We start from the raw sequence: 16,853 nt of genomic DNA, 5'->3' as shown, positions 1-16,853 counted from the left end.
GGGGCCCGAAGGCCCCGGCCGTTGCCAGTCCTACAGCTTCTGCACCGGCGCGTAGCGCAGCAGCAGCCGCTTCGGCTTGGCGTCCCCGAAGTCGATGGTGGCCTGCGCGTCCGCGCCGGCCCCCCGGACCTCCATGACGGTGCCCAGACCGAACTGGTCGTGGGTGACCCGGTCCCCGACGGACAGCGCGACGACCGGCTTGTCGGCGGCCCGGCGCGTGGCGAAACCGGACGGGCCCGACCTGGTGCGCGACGAGGACAGGAACGCCTCGGGCGAGGTCCCGAAGGAGGACTTCCCGGAGGACGAGCCGTACCCGGAACCGCGCACCGGTCCCGCCGGCTTCTGCGCGGCGCCCGTGCGCTTCCACTGGAGGTACTCGGCCGGGATCTCCTCCAGGAACCGCGAGGGCGGGTTGTACGAGGGCGTCCCCCACGCGCTGCGCATGCTGGAGCGGGTCAGGTACAGCCGCTCGCGGGCCCGGGTGATGCCCACGTAGGCGAGGCGGCGCTCCTCCTCCAGCTCCTTGGTCTGGCCGAGCGCGCGCATGTGTGGGAAGACGCCGTCCTCCATGCCGGTCAGGAAGACGACCGGGAACTCCAGGCCCTTGGCGGTGTGCAGGGTCATCAGCGTGATGACGCCCGAGCCGTCGGTGTCCTCGTCCGGGATCTGGTCGGAGTCGGCGACGAGCGCGACCTGCTCCAGGAACTCGGCGAGGGTGCCGGGGTTCGACTCGTCCCGCGCCTGCTCGAACTCCAGGGCCACCGCCGCGAGCTCCTGGAGGTTCTCGATCCGGGTCTCGTCCTGCGGATCGGTCGACGCCTGGAGCTCGGCGAGGTACCCGGTGCGCTCCAGTACGGCCTCCAGCACCACGGCCGGGCCGGCGCCGGAGTCGACGATCGTGCGGAGCTCCTCCATCAGGACGTTGAACCGCTTGACGGCGTTGGTGGAGCGGGCGGCCATGCCGAAGGCCTCGTCGACGCGGCGCAGCGCCTGCGGGAAGGTGATCTTCTCGCGCATCGCGAGCGCGTCGATCATCGCCTCGGCGCGCTCGCCGATGCCGCGCTTGGGCACGTTCAGGATCCGGCGGAGCGGGACGTTGTCCTCGGGGTTCGCGAGGACGCGCAGGTAGGCCAGGACGTCCCGGACCTCCTTGCGCTCGTAGAAGCGGACGCCGCCGACGACCTTGTACGGGAGCCCGACGCGGATGAAGATCTCCTCGAACACGCGCGACTGGGCGTTGGTCCGGTAGAAGATCGCGACGTCGCCGGCCTTGGCGTCGCCGGCGTCGGTGAGCCGGTCGATCTCGTCGGCGACGAACTGGGCCTCGTCGTGCTCGGTGTCGGCGACGTAGCCGGTGATGACGGCGCCGGTGCCGGCCTGGGTCCACAGGTTCTTGGCGCGGCGGTTCTCGTTGCGCTCGATGACCGCGTTGGCCGCCGACAGGATCGTCTGCGTGGAGCGGTAGTTCTGCTCCAGCAGGATCGTCGTCGCGTCCTTGTAGTCCTCCTCGAACTGGAGGATGTTGCGGATCGTCGCGCCGCGGAAGGCGTAGATCGACTGGTCGGCGTCGCCCACCACGCACAGCTCGGCGGGCGGCAGGTCCGGGTAGCCGGGGCCGACCAGCTCGCGCACCAGCGTGTACTGGGCGTGGTTGGTGTCCTGGTACTCGTCGACCAGGACGTGGCGGAAGCGGCGCCGGTAGTGCTCGGCGACGTCCGGGAAGGCCTGGAGGAGGTGGACCGTGGTCATGATGATGTCGTCGAAGTCGAGCGCGTTGGCCTCGCGCAGCCGCCCCTGGTACATCGCGTACGCCTGGGCGAGCGTCTTCTCGAAGCCGTCGGCGGCCTGCGCGGCGAAGGCGTCCTCGTCGATCAGCTCGTTCTTCAGGTTCGAGATCTTGGCGTTGAAGGACTTGGGCGGGAACTTCTTCGGGTCCAGGTCCAGGTCCCGGCAGACGAGCGCCATCAGGCGCTTCGAGTCGGCCGCGTCGTAGATCGAGAACGAGGAGGTGAACCCGAGCCGCTTCGACTCGCGGCGCAGGATGCGCACGCAGGCGCTGTGGAAGGTGGACACCCACATGGCGTTCGCGCGCGGGCCGACCAGGCCCTCGACGCGTTCCTTCATCTCGCCGGCGGCCTTGTTGGTGAAGGTGATCGCCAGGATCTGGCCGGGGTGGACGTTCCGCGCGGACAGCAGGTGGCCGATGCGGTGGGTGAGGACCCGGGTCTTGCCGGAGCCGGCGCCGGCCACGATGAGCAGCGGCGAGCCCGCGTGCACCACGGCGGCGGCCTGCTGCTCGTTCAGCCCGTCCAGGAGCGTCGCCGGGTCGATGACGGGGCGCGGGGCGCCGTCCCGGTAGTACGCGTCCCCGCTCATGGGCACGTCGAAGGCGCCCCCGAAGAGGTCGTCCGCGCCGTGCTCGGGCTCGGCGTGCTCCTCGGGCGGCGGCGGGACCTCGTCGGAGGGGGTGAGGTCGGCCAGGAAGCTGTCGTCAAAGAGGCTGCTCATCGCCTTCCGAGTTTAGGGGGCTGGACCGACAAGCGGTCCCGCCCCCGGAAAATCGGGCGCGGAGGGCGCCCCGTACGCTCGGCGGCATGACTGTCCTCACCAACGTCTTCGTCGGCCTGCACATCATCGGCATCGCCTCGCTCCTCGGCGGGTTCCTGACCCAGATGAAGGCGATGGGCGCCGGTACGGCGCGCTTCGTGCCCGCGATGCTGCACGGCGCGCTGACCATGCTCGTCACCGGTGTGCTGCTGGTGGGCTTCCGCGAGATGGGCGACGGCGCCCCGCTCAACCACGTCAAGATCGGCGTGAAGCTGGCGGTCCTGTTCGTGGTCCTGGCCCTCGTCTACGTCAAGCGCGACGAGGAGCACGTGGAGAAGGGGCTCTTCGCGGCGGTCGGCGGCCTGACCGTGGCCAACATCTTCATCGCCGTCCTCTGGCACTGAACTGCCGTCCTCTGACACCGAACCGCCGTCCTCTGGCATCGACCGGTCCGGCTCGGGCCAGTCCCGGTCGGAGGAAGCCACTTCCGATCATCTCGTCATCTGCCCGTGACCTTCGGGTTTAGCGTCCTCCCCCGAGACCTCCCCAGACCTGCGGGACGAGCGGAAGGACGTGAGGCCCCCGTGGCCAGTCATCGAAAGCCCAGGCAGCGCCCGTTCTCCGGCGGCACGGCACGCACCGCCGCCACCCTCGCCCTCGCGGGCGCTGCCACGGCCACCGCCTTCGAAGGCACCTCGCACGCCGAGCCGCAGCTCAGCCCCGCCCAGGTCAAGGCGGAGGTCGACCGGCTCTACGGGGAGGCCGAGGCGGCGACGGAGAAGTACAACGGGGCGAAGGCCAAGTCGGACGAGGCCGAGCGGGCGCTGACCGGCCTGCGCGAGGAGACCGCCCGCAAGGCGGACCGGCTGAACACCGCCCGCAGCGCGCTCGGCTCGCTCGCCGCCTCCCAGTACCGCAGCGGCGGCCTGGGCCCCGCCCTCCAGCTGGCCATGGCCCCCGACCCGCAGGAGTACCTGGACCGGGCCGGCATGCTCACCCGGGCCGGCGACCGGACCGCCGCCGAGGTGGCCGCCGTCAAGCGCGGCCTCGACGAGGTCGGCCGGCTGCGCGACCAGGCCGCCGGCCGGCTCGCGGACCTGCGCGCCCGCCAGCACGAGCTCGCCGAGCAGAAGGCCGTCGTCGAGGACCGGCTCGCCACCGCCCGGCAGCTGCTGGCCCGGCTGACCGCCGAGGAGCGGGCCGCCTACGAGGCGCAGTCGGGCACCGCCGCCGCCGTCGGGGCCGACCCCGTGAACGCTCCCCACACCCCGCCCCCGGCGTCGGCGTCGGCCGGCAGCTCGCGCGCCGCGCGGGCGGTGGCCTTCGCGTACGGGGCGATCGGCAAGCCGTACGTCTGGGGCGCGACGGGACCGGGCTCGTACGACTGCTCCGGCCTGACGCAGGCCGCGTGGCGCGCGGCCGGGGTGTCCCTGCCCCGCACCACCTACACGCAGATCAACGCGGGCCGGCGGGTCTCCCGGGACCAGCTGGCCCCCGGCGACCTGGTCTTCTTCTACTCCGGGGTCACGCACGTCGGCATGTACGTCGGCAACGGCCAGATGATCCACGCCCCGCGCCCCGGCTCCACGGTCCGGCTGGCGCCGGTCGACTCGATGCCCTGGGCCGGCGCCGCCCGCCCCGCATAGCCCCTCCTACGGCGCCTTGACCTGCTGGCTGAGCCACCCGAAGGTCTGCGGCAGCTGCTTCGACCACGCCTCCAGGTTGTGCCCGCCGGTGATCTTCTCGGCGTGCACGGTGGTCGGGTTCTGCGCCAGGGCCTTGAGGTCGGTCCCGGACAGGTAGCCGTCGTGCTCGGCGCCCGACATCCACAGCGCGACCGCCGGCGGCGCGGGCTGGGCCTTGAGGAGTTCCTTCAGGTTGTGGGTGCGGCGCAGCTCCGGGTCCTTGGCCACCAGCGAACTGGGCTCCTGTCCGGGGTCGTTGTAGCCGGACAGGGAGACGGCGGCGCTGTAGCGGTCGGGGTGCAGGATCGCCAGCTTGGCGGCGCAGTACGCGCCGGCCGAGTAGCCGGCGACGCCCCAGGTGCGGGCCTCGTCGGAGGCGCGGAAGTTGTCGGTGACCATCTTGCGGACGTCGACGCTGAACCAGCTGTCGGCGTTGACCTTGCCGGGGATGTTGGCGCAGCCGGTGTCACCGTTGCCGAGGAGCATGGCGCGCGGGGAGACCAGGATGAACGGCTGGACCTTGCCCTCCTTCATCAGCGGCTCCAGCACCTCGTGCGCCTTGAGCCCCTGGAACCAGGACTTGCCGGTGCCGGGTATGCCCGGGATCAGCTCCACGACCGGGAACTTCCTGTCCTTCCAGGCGGGGTCGTCGTACTGCGGCGGCAGCCACACCATGACGTCGCCCCTGACGCCGGAGATCCTGCCGTCGAGCTCGGTCTTGCGCACCCGCCCGCCGAGGCCCTCGACCGGGGTGAACTCCTGGCGGACCTTGGGCTCCTCCTTGACCTGCTCGGCCTTCTTGCCGCCCATTCCGTCGGGGCCGAGGTCGGGGGCGGCCTGGACGTACTTGCCGGTGCCCATCAGGTCGGCCCAGGAGACGTAGAAGTTCATCTCCCGGTTGAGCGCGAGGAAGACCAGGGCGACGGCGGTGACCTGGGCGAACAGCACCATCGCGGCGCGGGTGGCGACGCGTGCGGCGGCGGGGCCGCGCACCTTGCCCCACACGGCCAGCGGCAGCACGACGGCGGTCACGGTCAGGGCGGCCGCCGTCACGAAGAGGGGCGTCCCGGTCAGGCTCATCACGCCACCCAAGACCCGCCGCGACGTCTTCCGGTTGCCCTCCCCCGCTGCGGCGTGGATCACACCCCGGGGCCCGCCCCCGGGGTGTCATCCCTGGTTCATCCGCAGGTCAGACCAGTCGTCGGGCCGTCGCCCAGCGGGTCAGCTCGTGCCGGTTGGAGAGCTGGAGCTTCCTCAGCACCGCGGAGACGTGCGACTCGACCGTCTTCACCGAGATGAACAGCTGCTTGGCGATCTCCTTGTACGCGTACCCGCGCGCGATCAGCCGCAGCACCTCCCGCTCGCGCTGGGTGAGCCGGTCGAGGTCCTCGTCGACCGGCGGGGCGTCGGTCGAGGCGAAGGCGTCCAGGACGAAGCCGGCCAGCCGGGGCGAGAACACCGCGTCCCCGTCCTGGACCCGGAAGACGGAGTCCACCAGGTCGGTGCCGGTGATGGTCTTGGTGACGTAGCCGCGCGCGCCGCCGCGGATGACGCCGATGACGTCCTCGGCGGCGTCCGACACCGACAGCGCCAGGAACCGCACCGGGTTCTCGGCGGCCGCCATGAGCGGGGCGCAGCGGCGCAGCACCTCGACGCCGCCGCCGCCGGGCAGGTGCACGTCGAGGAGGACCACCTCGGGACGGGTGGCGGTGATGACGGTGACGGCCTGGTCCACGTCGGCGGCCTCGCCGACGACCTCGACGCCGGTCCGGGCGGTCTCGCCGATCTCGGCCTGGACCCCGGTGCGGAACATCCGGTGGTCGTCGACGAGGACCACCCGGACCCTCCTGCCCGCTCCGCCCGTGGTCGCGTTGTCCTCGGTCATGCTGTCTTCGCCGCCCTCTCCATCTCCAGCTCGACTACCGTGCCGCCGTCGGGCGCGGACCGCAGCATGGCGGTCCCCCCGTTGCGCTGCATCCGGCCGATGATCGATTCTCGTACGCCCATGCGGTCGTCCGGTACCGCTTCCATGTCGAAGCCCGGTCCGCGGTCGCGTACGGACACGAACACCGTCTGTCCCTCGACCTCCGCGTACACCTGGACGGGCCCCTCGCCACCGTACTTGGCGGCGTTGACCATCGCCTCGCGCGCCGCCTGGACCTGTGCGCCGAGCTTCTCGTCCAGCGGGCAGTCGCCGACGACGACCACCTCGATCGGGACGCCGTGGTGGTCCTCCACGTCGGCGGCGGTCTTCTTCACGGCCTCGGCGAGGGTGGCGGGCTCCTCGGCCTCGTCCTTGCCGGTGCCCTCGGGCCTGTAGAGCCAGTTGCGCAGCTCCCGCTCCTGGGTGCGGGCGAGGCGGCGGACCTCGCCGACGTCCTCGGCGTTGCGCTGGATCAGGGTGAGGGTGTGCAGCACCGAGTCGTGGACGTGGGCGGCGACCTCGGCGCGCTCCTGGGCGCGGATGCGCATCAGGCGCTCCTCGGACAGGTCCTGGGTCATCCGTATCAGCCAGGGCCCGGCGAGCAGGGCTATGCCGACGAGGACGGCGAGGACGGCGGTGAGGAGGTTGCCCAGCTGGGCCGCGGAGCCGCGTACGACGATGAACACGGTCAGGCCGACGCCGACGAGGACGACGCCCGCGAGTGCCCGGCCCGCCTGGAACAGCCTCTTCTGGCGGTCGCCGGCGGCGCTCCAGTGGGCGCGGCGGGCGTTGTCGGCCTGCCGCCAGACGAGGACGACGCCGGCCCCCACGAGCAGGGTGGGCCAGATGTAGCGGCCGTTCTCGCCGCCGAAGCGCAGCTGGGAGACGAAGATGCCCGCGCCCACGGCCAGCGCGATCAGGCCGGAGACCGCTCCCTTGTCGGGCTTGCGCACCCGGCGCGTGCCGTCGGCGAGGGTCTCGAAGAAGGAGTGGTGCCCGGTCTTGCCGCCCTGGCCGAGCGGTACGAAGACCCAGAACGCCGCGTAGAGCAGTACGCCGAGCCCGTCCCCGAACATGAACATGCCGAGGAAGGCGAGCCGGACCCAGATCACGGGCAGCCCGAGGTGCCCGGCGAGGCCGCGCGCGACCCCGCCCAGCATCCGGCCGTCGGCGCTGCGGTAGAGCCTGCGCTGCGGAACGTCCTCCGGGTCGGGTGCGTGCGGTGTGCGTGGAGCGGCGGCAACGGGCATGTCACCAAGGGTCACACGCCCGGGCGCGGCCGGGCATCAGGGCATCCCCCCAGTTCTGTAGGGGGGATATCAGGGTTGCGCCAGGGTAGGGCCCGGTGCCGGGGGGTCGCACCGCCCGTCACCATGGACCCATGACCGACGTACAAGACGCCCCGCCCGGGGATCCCGGGGCACCGGCCCCCGCCGAGCGGCCTCCGCTGCGCCGCAGCAAGCGCGACAAGGTCCTCGCGGGCGTGTGCGGCGGCCTCGGCCGGTACTTCGACCTGGACCCGGTGGTCTTCCGGATCGTGCTCGGGGTGCTCGCCGTCACCGGCGGCGTCGGCCTGATCTTCTACGGCTTCGCGTGGCTGCTGCTGCCCCTGGAGGGCGAGGAGGACAGCGAGGGCAAGCGGCTGCTGACCGGCCGCGTCGAGGGCGCCACCCTCGCCGCCGTGTTCAGCGCCCTGGTGGGCTGCGCGCTGTTCCTGTCGATGCTGGACAACGGGGTGATGGGGGCCTTCTCGGTCCTGGTCATCCTGGCCCTCGGCGGCGCCTCCTACTGGTCCCGGCGCCACCGCGCCGCCGCCGCCCCCGAGGTGCGGGACCCGGCCGCGCACCGCCCGGCACCGCCGGAGACGCAGGCGCCGCCGGTGCCGGGCAGCCCCTCCTGGTGGCGGGACCCGCTGGTCAAGGACGGCACCACCGGCCCGGTCGGCTCGGCCGGCTACCTGTGGGGCCCCGACGACGGGGACTCCGGCCGGGACCGGCCGGGCACCGCCCCGGAGGAGCCCCGGCGCGGGGCGCCCGTGCGGCCGCGCGGGGGGATCGGCGGCCGGGTGTTCGTGCTGGCCCTGCTGGCGGGGGGCACCGGCACCGCTTCGGTGTGGGAGGGCAGCACCCTCGGGCACGCCCTGCAGGTGGGCCTCGCCTCCGCGCTCGCCGTCTTCGGGCTGGGTCTGGCCGTCAGCTCCGTCAAGGGCCGCACCGGCTTCGGCACGGTCCTGCTCGGCCTGCTCACCGCCGTGCTGCTCGCGGGTGCGGTGGCCATGCCGCGCGAGATCGGCACCGACTGGCGGGACGTGGCCTGGCGCCCGGCGGCGGTGGCCGACGTACGTCCCGCGTACGAGGCGGGGACGGGGCTGGCGACCTTGGACCTGAGCCGCCTGGACGTGCCCCGGGGCGCGACCGTGGCCGTCAGCGCCTCCATCGAGGCGGGCCGGCTGAAGGTGGTCCTCCCCCGGGAGGTCACCGCGCACGCCGACGTGTCGATCCGGCTCGGCGACATCGAGCTCCCCGGGGAGACCGGTCCCGGCATCCGGATCAGGAGCGAGGGCGAGAGCCGGCGGGCGACCCTGCCCCCGGCCGCCGGCACCGAGGCCGGCGGGACGATCGAGCTGCGCCTGCAGGCGGGCGTGGGACAGGTGGAGGTGGCCCGTGCGGCGTCATGAGTTCCAGCCGGGACGGCTGCTGGCGGGGCTGGTCCTGACCGCCGCGGGCGTGCTCTACCTGCTCGACGCGGCCGGCGAGACGGACGTGCCGTGGTTCCTGGTGGTCCCGTTCGCGGTGGGCGGGCTGGTGCTGTCCGCCCTGGTCGGGATGGTCACGTACGCCGTGCGCCGGGATCAGCGCGACCGGATCATCGAGTCGAAAGACCATTGAAGTGCTCTCCCGGCTGGAGCCGGGAGATTCCTGCTTACCTTGCGGCAGCGGGCTTGACGCGCTTCGCACGCCTGACGACTGCCCTTCCGGCAGCCGGGATGAGCGAGGCCCATCCGGTACAGGTGCAGGACGTTGCGGGCTGCGTTGTGGTCGGCGTTGCCCGACCAGCCGCAGTCCGGGTTCTTGCACACGAACACGGCCTGGGACTCCCGGCTGCCCGGCGTGGTGTGACCACAGGCGGAGCAGCGGAGGCTGGTGCCGGGGGCGGGGACCTTGTGCAGGGTGCCGCCGAGTCGGGCGGTCTTGTACGCCAGCATGGCGACCGTGCGGCCCCATGCCTCCCGAGAACCTAGCATTGGCCCGCGTCACCGCGCTGGCACTCACATCCCGATGTCCACACCGGCCGCCATGTTGCCTACAACCTGAACGTTCATTTAGCTCTTGTCACGAGATGCCAGCGGAATGCGTCCGCCGACGCCTCGTCGACCTGCACCGGCCGGAAAGATCACGCGGAAGGTCGCGTCAGCCCCGCCTGACCGTCACCCCGCGGACGCAGAGCACTCCGGCGCGGACATCAGAAGAGACCGGCCTGGACGTAGAGATCACCGGTCCCGCCGGGACTCGTCCCTCACCTGCGCCTGATCAGGGCGTCCAGTGACCAGTAGGGCGCTCCGGCCATCACGAGGGGCACCCAGCAAAACATGTACGGGAGGTCGTTGCCGTAGTAGTACGGGGTCACGGCCCAGGAGACGGTGAGCCACAGGCTGAGCGAGATCAGCAGGCCGCCGGCGGCGGCGAGCCGGGTCAGCACCCCGGCGAGCACGCCGAGACCGACGAGGAGTTCCCCGATGGCGATGGCCGCGCCGAAGCCGACGGGGGCCTTCAGCGCCAGGTCCACCAGGGCGGGGATCGCGGAGGTGTCGCGCACCCCGCGCATCGTCTCGCCGATCGAGCCGCTGCCCGTCTCCGCGAGGAAGCCCGCGGCCGTCAGCTTGTCGATGCCTGCGTAGACGAAGGTCACGCCGAGGAAGATCCGCAGCGGGAAGAGCGCGTAGCGGGTGGCCAGCTCCTTGAGCGGGGTGGTCGTCCGCTGCCCGGATGGGGCGTCAGTTCGGGTCACGCCCCCATGTCTACCCCGTTCACTCGGCCACGTCGATGACGCAGCGGTTGGATTCCACCCCCGCCGCCGTGACCACCTGGACGTCGACCCGGCCCGGCTCGACCTCCGCGGGCACCGGGACGGTGAGCACCGCGTCCGAGGGGTTGGTGAACCCGCCCGCCACCGGGACCAGCGGCACGTGCACGTGGACCGCCCCGACCCGTACGACCAGCCGGGCCAGCATCTCCGGGGTCCGCGCACCGGGCGGCACGAAGCCGACGCCGCGGATCTCGATGTCGTCGCCGGGCCGGACGGCCGCGTCGATGTCACCGGGCTCGCGCCTGCGCACCACCGACAGCACCAGCGGCCGGCTGCCCTCGGCGTACTTCGCCGCCAGGTACACCGCCGCCGACAGCGCCACCAGCATGGCCAGCGCCCACGGCAGCTGCGGCAGCCGGTCGGGGAAGCGGGCCAGCGACACCGCCGCGTAGGCCAGCACCACGGTGGAGACGAGCACGTACTGCGCGTCGGGGAAGCTGCCGCGGCCGTCGTCGTCCGTCAGCAGGTCCACCCCGCGCGGCCGGTCCGCCGGCAGCTTCTGCAGCCGCTGCCCCGTGATCCGTACGGAGACCACGCGGCGCACCAGCACCGCGACCGCCGAGGTCAGCGCGACCACCGACAGCAGCGGCAGCGCCCGCTCCAGCGCGAACCCCTGGTACAGGGCCTCGCGCTCGGGGCCGGGCGAGGAGGCGGCCAGCCGCAGCGCGGGCAGCAGCGCCGCGAACGCGGTCAGCACCAGCCAGGCGCTCGGCACCGCCTTCGACGTCGACAGCCGGTTGTCCTCCCCCACGACCGGCGCGAGCAGCCCGCCGCGCAGCGACTGGGCGCGGGCGGCGACGGTGAGCAGCCCGGCGAGCGCCAGCGCGGCCAGCAGCCCGGCGGTGCGGGCGGTGGACCAGCCGGTGCCGAGGGCGGTGCCGACCTGCACCAGCAGCAGCACCCCGGCGGCGATCCACAGGGTGAGGACGGCCCGCCGGGAGAACAGGTACAGCCAGGAGTTCCCGGCCTCCCGGCCCCGGTCGGCGACCGTGCGGGCGGACAGGGTCAGCTCGTCGGAGACCCACTGGCGGGAGGCGCCGAGGGAGTGGGCCACCGCGGCCGGCACCCCTTGCCCGGCGGCGAACTCGTCCCGTTTCTCCAGGAACGCGGCGACCGCTCTGCGGTGCCCCTCCCGTGCGCAGTCGTCGCAGGCGCATACGGCGGTATGGGTACTCCGGGACATCTCTTGGACAGCCACGTGCGTGCCGCCTCTCTGAACTACGGTGCGATGCCAGCGAATTGTGCACCACTGCGGCAGTGCTCCGGATTGCGCACGATGTCAGAGCAGGTGATTAACGGTTCATGATGTTGACGCCACGTCCTCGACGGTCTGCCACAGCGGCTGGTAGCTCACCCACGCGGCGAGATCGCCGCCGAACCGCTCCCGGGTGGCCACGGCCGCGCGGTGGTCGACGGGCACCGGCTTGCCGGCCGCCCGCGCGATCAGCTGCACCTGCGCGGCCCGCTCCGCCGCGATGAACCACCACACGGCCGCGTCCACGGAGCCGCCGACCGTCAGCAGCCCCTGGTTGCGCAGGATCAGCGCCTTGTACGGGCCGAGGGCGCGGGCGACCCGCGACGGGTCGGCGACGCCGCCGCCGGGGTACTCGTCCAGCAGCGCGTGGTCCTCGTAGAAGGCGCAGGCCTCCTGCGTGACCGGGGCCAGCAGCTCGCCGAGGCAGGCCAGCGCCCTGCCGTACGGGCCCTGCGCGCGGACCACCGCGACCGCGTCGGGCCGGGCCCGGTGCACGGCGGCGTGCACGGCGAAGGCCAGCTCGTTGAGCCGCCGGCCGCCCTCCAGCACCCGCCCGTCCCCGTCGGCCAGCAGCAGGTCCCGGGGCCGCAGCCCCGCGAAGGCCCGGCCGAAGGGGTTCACCCAGTAGCAGTCCGCGAACTCGGGGTCCCGCACGGTGACGTGCCCCGAGACCCCGTCCTCGTACCCGAGGCGCCCCAGCAGCCGCAGCGCCCCGGCGAGCCGCTCCTTGCGGTGGGCGCGCTCCCGGGCCGGGTCCTCGTACACGGGCGGCATCTCGAAGGCCAGCCGGTCGACCGGCACGGGTACGGGCTGGTCCGGCATGGCTGTCCCCTCCCCCTGGACCACGTTCGCGGCGCAAGGTACCGGCGCGGCCGCCAACAGGCCATAGGAACGGCGGAGCCGCCGCCCCCGTGGAGGGGAGCGGCGGCTCCGTCAGGCACTGCGGGCGGGGACTACTCCCACTCGATGGTGCCCGGGGGCTTGCTCGTGCAGTCCAGGACCACGCGGTTCACGTCCGGCACCTCGTTGGTGATGCGGGTCGAGATCCGGGCGAGCACCTCGTACGGCATGCGCGTCCAGTCCGCGGTCATCGCGTCCTCGGAGGAGACGGGGCGCAGCACGATCGGGTGGCCGTAGGTGCGGCCGTCGCCCTGCACGCCCACGCTGCGGACGTCCGCGAGGAGGACGACCGGGCACTGCCAGATCTCGCGGTCGAGACCGGCGGCGGTGAGCTCGTGGCGGGCGATGGCGTCGGCCTCGCGCAGCAGGTCCAGGCGCTCCTTGGTGACCTCGCCGACGATGCGGATGCCGAGGCCGGGGCCGGGGAAGGGCTGGCGCTGGACGATCTCCTCGGGCAGGCCGAGCTCCTGGCCGACCATCCGGACCTCGTCCTTGAACAGCTGGCGCAGCGGCTCGACGAGCTCGAACTCGATGTCGTCGGGGAGGCCGCCCACGTTGTGGTGGGACTTGATGTTGGCGGTGCCGGTACCGCCGCCGGACTCCACGACGTCCGGGTACAGGGTGCCCTGGACCAGGAACGCGACCGCCGGGCCGTCCTCCTGGAGGATCTCCAGCTGGGCCTGCTCGAAGACGCGGATGAACTCGCGGCCGATGATCTTGCGCTTGGTCTCCGGGTCGGAGACGCCGGCCAGTGCGGTCAGGAAGCGCTCCTGCGCGTCGACGACCTTCAGCTGCACGCCGGTGGCCGCGACGAAGTCCTTCTCGACCTGCTCGGTCTCACCCTTGCGCATCAGGCCGTGGTCGACGTACACGCAGGTCAGCTGGGAGCCGATGGCCTTCTGGACGAGGGCCGCGGCGACGGCGGAGTCCACGCCGCCGGACAGGCCGCAGATGGCGCGCTTGTCGCCGACCTGCGCCTTGATCGCGGCGATCTGCTCCTCGACGATGTTGCCGGTGGTCCAGGTGGGCTTCAGGCCCGCGCCCCGGTAGAGGAAGTGCTCCAGGACCTGCTGGCCGTGCGTGGAGTGCATCACCTCGGGGTGGTACTGCACGCCGTACAGCTTCTGCTCGTCGTTCTCGAAGGCCGCGACCGGGACGACGTTCGTCGACGCGGTGACGGTGAAGCCCTCGGGGGCGGCGGAGCAGGCGTCGCCGTGGGACATCCACACCGACTGGTGCTCGGGGGTGCCCTCGAACAGCGTCGAGCCGGCCTTGCTGACGGACAGCGGGGTGCGGCCGTACTCGCGCGCACCGGTGTTGTCGACGGTGCCGCCGAGGGTCGTCGCCATCAGCTGGAAGCCGTAGCACATGCCGAAGACGGGGACGCCGGAGCCGAAGAGGGCGGGGGCGTCGTCCAGGCGCGGGGCGCCCTCCTCGTACACGGAGGACGGGCCGCCGGAGAGGATGATCGCCTTGGGGTCCTTGGCGAGCATCTCGGCCACGGGCATCGTGCTGGGCACGATCTCGCTGTAGACGCGGGCCTCGCGGACGCGGCGGGCGATGAGCTGGGCGTACTGCGCGCCGAAGTCGACGACGAGGACCGTGTCCGGGGCGCTGTCGTGGGCGGCGGAGGGTGCTTCTGGCACGGGACGGCCTTCCGGCGGAAAGAGGTGGTTGTTTTGTCGATTCTACCGGTGGCGCCGACCGCAGGTTTGTCGCACCATCCGAGGCCCACGTCACGGCCGGGGCACTGCGGACGGTGGCGCCGACCGCAGGTTTGTCGCACCATCCGAGGCCCACGTCACGGCCGGGGCACTGCGGCGTCCGGGGCCCGGGTCACCGGCGGGGCGCTGCGGCGTCCGGGGCCCGGGGCACGGCCGGGGCGTCTCAGCATCCGGGCCGGGTTGGCCGGGGCGTCGGCCGGGGGCCATAATCCACACCATGCGCAAGCAGCTGAGCTTCCTCTTTACCTATGGCACCGGCCGGTCCGGTCGCCATGGGTCCGCGTGATGCTCGCTTGAGCCGCTGACTTCCCAGAGCGCCCCGGTCCGACAGGACCGGGGCGCTCCGCGTTTCCGCTCCTGCCGGGCCACCGCCCACCACCCAGCACAGGAGAGACGCCATGACCACGATCACCACCACCCCCGAGCAGCTGATCGCCGGCTCCCGCGAGCGCATCGACGCCCTCGACGACCGGATCATCGGGCTGATCCAGGAGCGCATGGCCGTGTCGGCCGTGATCCAGGAGGCCCGGATCGGCGCGGGCGGCCGGCGGGTGCACCTGTCGCGCGAGATGGAGGTGCTCTCCCATTGGGAGCGATGCCCTCGGCAAGCCGGGGGACCGCCCTCGCGATGACCCTGCTGGAGCTGTGCCGGGGCCGCGTCTGACCGGACGGGCTGCTGTTCGTCACCCGTCCGGGCCGTGACCGGGGCCGGGAGCCCTTCGTTGGTGGGGTTGTCCGTGCCAGCCAGGCGCGGGACGCGGCAGCACCACGCGTGGCTCCACGGGAGCGATGAGACGCGACGCCCGACGGCGCGCGTCGTGGGACCTCGCTCCCTCGTGTGACCGGACGGCAGGGGACAGCAGCCCGGTCACCCCATGAGAACGGCCGGCCCGGGGGACGCCCCGGGCCGGCCGTTCGTCTGTCGTTGCGCGGTTACGCGGTTGCGCGGTTACGCGTGCGCTCCGCCGTTGCCGCGGCGGCGGAAGGACAGGTACAGCGCGGCGCCGACGGCGAACAGCCCGGCGCCGGCGAGGCCGACCAGGCCGGCCGTGCTGCCGGTGGAGGCCAGCGGGCCGCCGCTGCGGCCGCCCGCTGCCGCCGAGGCGTTGTTGCCCGTGGTGGAACCGGTGCTGCTCCCCGCGGAGGGCGAGGCGCTCTTGGAGGCGCTCGGCGAGGCGCTGCCGGAGGCGGAGGGGCTCGGCGACTTGGTCGGGGTGGCCGTCGGGTTCGCCGTGAAGGCGGCCTGGTTGTTGGTCAGCACGCGGTCGAAGTCGTGCCGCTTGGGCTCGCCCTTCGCGTCGAGTCCGCCGACGGTGATGGCGCCCTTGGCGTCCTTGACGGCCTTCTCGATCTTCAGCTCGAAGGGGAAGGCGAGCTTCTCGTTCTCCGTCACGACCGGCCCGGTGGCGCAGCGGTACTGGGCCGGCTGCACGGCGCGGCAGGCCGCGGGGGCCGTGACGACCTTGACCCCCTGCGGGAGGACCACGTCGACGACGGCCGCGGGGGTGGCGGAGCCGTGGTTGGCGACCCAGGCCGGGCCGTTGTTGCGCGCGCCGACGACGGCCTTGACCGTCGTGCCGGCGGCTCCCTTGACGGTGAGGGGCTCGGCCGCGAAGTCGGCGGTGTTGTCCACCGTGAACCGGGCCACGCGCCTGTTGTCGGCTTCGTTCAGGTCGGGGGCGCGCAGGGGGGCGGGAGCGGCCTCCGCCTTCTTGCGGGCGACCAGCTTCCGGCCCGCTGTGGTCGCGGCACCGGCCGCGTCGGGCGCCTTGGCGTCCGTGGCCTGCTTCGGGGCCTCCGCCGGGAAGATGCCGTACGTGAACCACTCGTTGAGGGCGTTCGCGCCGGCCTTCAGGTGCAGCGGGCTGTCGCCGGCCAGCTCGTAGGTGGCCTTGGCCTCGAACTCCCCCTCGACCGTGCAGACGACGGTGTTGGAGGTGCGGCCGGTGCGGTAGGTGCAGTTGTCGTAGCGCTCCGGGAGCTCCAGGCCGCGAGTGGCCTCCAGTTCCAGGATCACTCCCTTCGCCGACTGCGTGCCCTCGTTGCGGAACGCGAGGGGCAGGGCCTGGCTCTCACCCGGCTTCGGGTCCGCCTTGAGGGGCAGCTTCCGCATGATCAGGTCGGGGCCGCCGATGCTCAGGGTGGTCTCGGCGGGGGTGACGGTGGCTCCGGCGGCCGTGCCGGTCACCTTCACCGCACCGAAGGCTCGTTCCGCGGCCCCCTTCTCCGCGGTGGCCACCAGGTCCACGCCGGGGCGGGGACCCTTGTCCTTGCAGACCAGCTTGGTGCCGTTCTCCACGCACTTCTGGGGTGCGGCGGAGCTCTCCTTGACGGAGGCGATGCCGGCGACCGCGGCCCGGTCGACGGTGAAGGTGAACTCACCGCCGAAGGAGCCGGTGTCCTCCAGGTGGAAGGACATGGCCACCGGCTGCGGGGAGCCCGTCGCCGGGTAGGGCCGGAGGGCGAGGGCCGACTGCCCGGCCAGGCGGAACACGGGGTCCGCCGATTCGGCGGCCATCGCGGTGGGGGTGGTCAGCCCCACGGCCACCAGGCCGCACGCGGCCAGCAGGGAGATGCGCTGTCTCATGCCCCCCTTGACCCCCGGACCGCCGCCCCGGTTGCACTCCAACCCGTGTGACCGACACCACAGCTCGCCGCAAAGGATTCCGGTACAACCTTTTTCGGCAACCGCCTGTCCACTCTTGTACTGCGGCGGGCACCGCGCTCGGAGG

At 72.8% G+C, this 16,853-nt stretch carries 13 protein-coding genes and 2 pseudogenes; 5 read left to right on the top strand and 10 right to left on the bottom strand.

Annotated features, from left to right (window positions below; all coding sequences use genetic code 11):
* Positions 1-30: 30 nt before the first annotated feature.
* Entirely contained in the window at positions 31-2,508 is a 2,478-nt protein-coding gene (gene pcrA / locus SSNG_RS21450; RefSeq protein WP_007265985.1) for a DNA helicase PcrA, read from the bottom strand.
* A gap of 86 nt (positions 2,509-2,594) precedes the next feature.
* Here pcrA and SSNG_RS21445 point away from each other — a divergent pair, with 86 nt between their 5' ends.
* A complete protein-coding gene (locus SSNG_RS21445; RefSeq protein ID WP_007265984.1) occupies positions 2,595-2,951 on the top strand; it encodes a hypothetical protein in 357 nt (118 codons plus the stop codon).
* Between the two features lie 180 nt (positions 2,952-3,131).
* Positions 3,132-4,193, top strand: coding sequence for a C40 family peptidase (locus tag SSNG_RS21440; protein WP_007265983.1), 1,062 nt, complete (start codon positions 3,132-3,134; stop codon positions 4,191-4,193).
* A 6-nt stretch (positions 4,194-4,199) separates the two neighbouring features.
* Here the strand turns inward: SSNG_RS21440 and SSNG_RS21435 are convergent, their stop codons facing one another.
* The 3 genes from SSNG_RS21435 to SSNG_RS21425 all read right to left on the bottom strand — a co-directional run bounded on the left by SSNG_RS21435 (position 4,200) and on the right by SSNG_RS21425 (position 7,406).
* Positions 4,200-5,312: an alpha/beta hydrolase-fold protein gene (locus tag SSNG_RS21435; protein WP_042801590.1), complete on the bottom strand. Its 1,113-nt coding sequence runs from the start codon at positions 5,310-5,312 to the stop codon at positions 4,200-4,202.
* 109 nt (positions 5,313-5,421) lie between these two features.
* A complete protein-coding gene (locus tag SSNG_RS21430) occupies positions 5,422-6,117 on the bottom strand; it encodes a response regulator transcription factor (protein WP_007265981.1) in 696 nt (231 codons plus the stop codon).
* Positions 6,114-7,406 (bottom strand): ATP-binding protein, encoded by a 1,293-nt coding sequence (locus SSNG_RS21425; RefSeq protein WP_007265980.1) that lies wholly within the window; start codon positions 7,404-7,406, stop codon positions 6,114-6,116. The genes SSNG_RS21430 and SSNG_RS21425 overlap by 4 nt, the downstream gene beginning before the upstream one ends.
* Positions 7,407-7,537: 131 nt before the next feature.
* Here SSNG_RS21425 and SSNG_RS21420 point away from each other — a divergent pair, with 131 nt between their 5' ends.
* Both SSNG_RS21420 and SSNG_RS21415 read left to right on the top strand, forming a co-directional pair.
* Complete coding sequence (locus SSNG_RS21420; protein WP_042801587.1) at positions 7,538-8,833, top strand: PspC domain-containing protein; 1,296 nt, start codon at positions 7,538-7,540, stop codon at positions 8,831-8,833.
* The gene (locus tag SSNG_RS21415; protein WP_007265978.1) at positions 8,820-9,044 is read left to right on the top strand and encodes a hypothetical protein; all 225 of its coding nucleotides are present in this window, start codon (positions 8,820-8,822) and stop codon (positions 9,042-9,044) included. The genes SSNG_RS21420 and SSNG_RS21415 overlap by 14 nt, the downstream gene beginning before the upstream one ends.
* Before the next feature lie 34 nt (positions 9,045-9,078).
* Here the strand turns inward: SSNG_RS21415 and SSNG_RS40075 are convergent.
* From SSNG_RS40075 to guaA, 5 genes and pseudogenes are all read right to left on the bottom strand, one after another.
* Positions 9,079-9,391, bottom strand: a pseudogene (locus tag SSNG_RS40075) (transposase); the annotation flags it as partial.
* 281 nt (positions 9,392-9,672) lie between these two features.
* Positions 9,673-10,164 carry a DoxX family protein gene (locus SSNG_RS21410; protein WP_007265976.1) on the bottom strand — a complete coding sequence of 164 codons (492 nt, stop codon included), beginning with the start codon at positions 10,162-10,164 and terminating at the stop codon, positions 9,673-9,675.
* A gap of 19 nt (positions 10,165-10,183) precedes the next feature.
* Positions 10,184-11,440: a hypothetical protein gene (locus tag SSNG_RS21405; protein ID WP_206731319.1), complete on the bottom strand. Its 1,257-nt coding sequence runs from the start codon at positions 11,438-11,440 to the stop codon at positions 10,184-10,186.
* A 102-nt stretch (positions 11,441-11,542) separates the two neighbouring features.
* Positions 11,543-12,319 (bottom strand): class II aldolase/adducin family protein, encoded by a 777-nt coding sequence (locus SSNG_RS21400; protein WP_042801586.1) that lies wholly within the window; start codon positions 12,317-12,319, stop codon positions 11,543-11,545.
* A 131-nt stretch (positions 12,320-12,450) separates the two neighbouring features.
* The gene (guaA, locus tag SSNG_RS21395; RefSeq protein WP_007265973.1) at positions 12,451-14,043 is read right to left on the bottom strand and encodes a glutamine-hydrolyzing GMP synthase; all 1,593 of its coding nucleotides are present in this window, start codon (positions 14,041-14,043) and stop codon (positions 12,451-12,453) included.
* Between the two features lie 476 nt (positions 14,044-14,519).
* Between guaA and SSNG_RS21390 the strand changes: the two are divergent.
* Positions 14,520-14,785: pseudogene (locus SSNG_RS21390) on the top strand (chorismate mutase).
* A 285-nt stretch (positions 14,786-15,070) separates the two neighbouring features.
* Here the strand turns inward: SSNG_RS21390 and SSNG_RS21385 are convergent.
* The gene (locus tag SSNG_RS21385; RefSeq protein ID WP_050779689.1) at positions 15,071-16,708 is read right to left on the bottom strand and encodes a hypothetical protein; all 1,638 of its coding nucleotides are present in this window, start codon (positions 16,706-16,708) and stop codon (positions 15,071-15,073) included.
* Positions 16,709-16,853: the final 145 nt, after the last annotated feature.

The sequence above is a fragment of the Streptomyces sp. C genome, from assembly GCF_000158895.1.
In the GTDB taxonomy this organism is placed as follows: domain Bacteria; phylum Actinomycetota; class Actinomycetes; order Streptomycetales; family Streptomycetaceae; genus Streptomyces; species Streptomyces racemochromogenes.
This window is presented reverse-complemented; position numbering and strand designations above follow the sequence as displayed.

Coding starts and splice junctions, on each gene's coding strand:
- SSNG_RS21445 (WP_007265984.1), top strand. CDS start 2,595: ATGACTGTCCTCACCAACGTCTTCGTCGGCCTGCACATCATCGGCATC.
- pcrA (WP_007265985.1), bottom strand. CDS start 2,508: ATGAGCAGCCTCTTTGACGACAGCTTCCTGGCCGACCTCACCCCCTCC.
- SSNG_RS21435 (WP_042801590.1), bottom strand. CDS start 5,312: ATGAGCCTGACCGGGACGCCCCTCTTCGTGACGGCGGCCGCCCTGACC.
- SSNG_RS21425 (WP_007265980.1), bottom strand. CDS start 7,406: ATGCCCGTTGCCGCCGCTCCACGCACACCGCACGCACCCGACCCGGAG.
- SSNG_RS21420 (WP_042801587.1), top strand. CDS start 7,538: ATGACCGACGTACAAGACGCCCCGCCCGGGGATCCCGGGGCACCGGCC.
- SSNG_RS21400 (WP_042801586.1), bottom strand. CDS start 12,319: ATGCCGGACCAGCCCGTACCCGTGCCGGTCGACCGGCTGGCCTTCGAG.
- SSNG_RS21430 (WP_007265981.1), bottom strand. CDS start 6,117: ATGACCGAGGACAACGCGACCACGGGCGGAGCGGGCAGGAGGGTCCGG.
- SSNG_RS21385 (WP_050779689.1), bottom strand. CDS start 16,708: ATGAGACAGCGCATCTCCCTGCTGGCCGCGTGCGGCCTGGTGGCCGTG.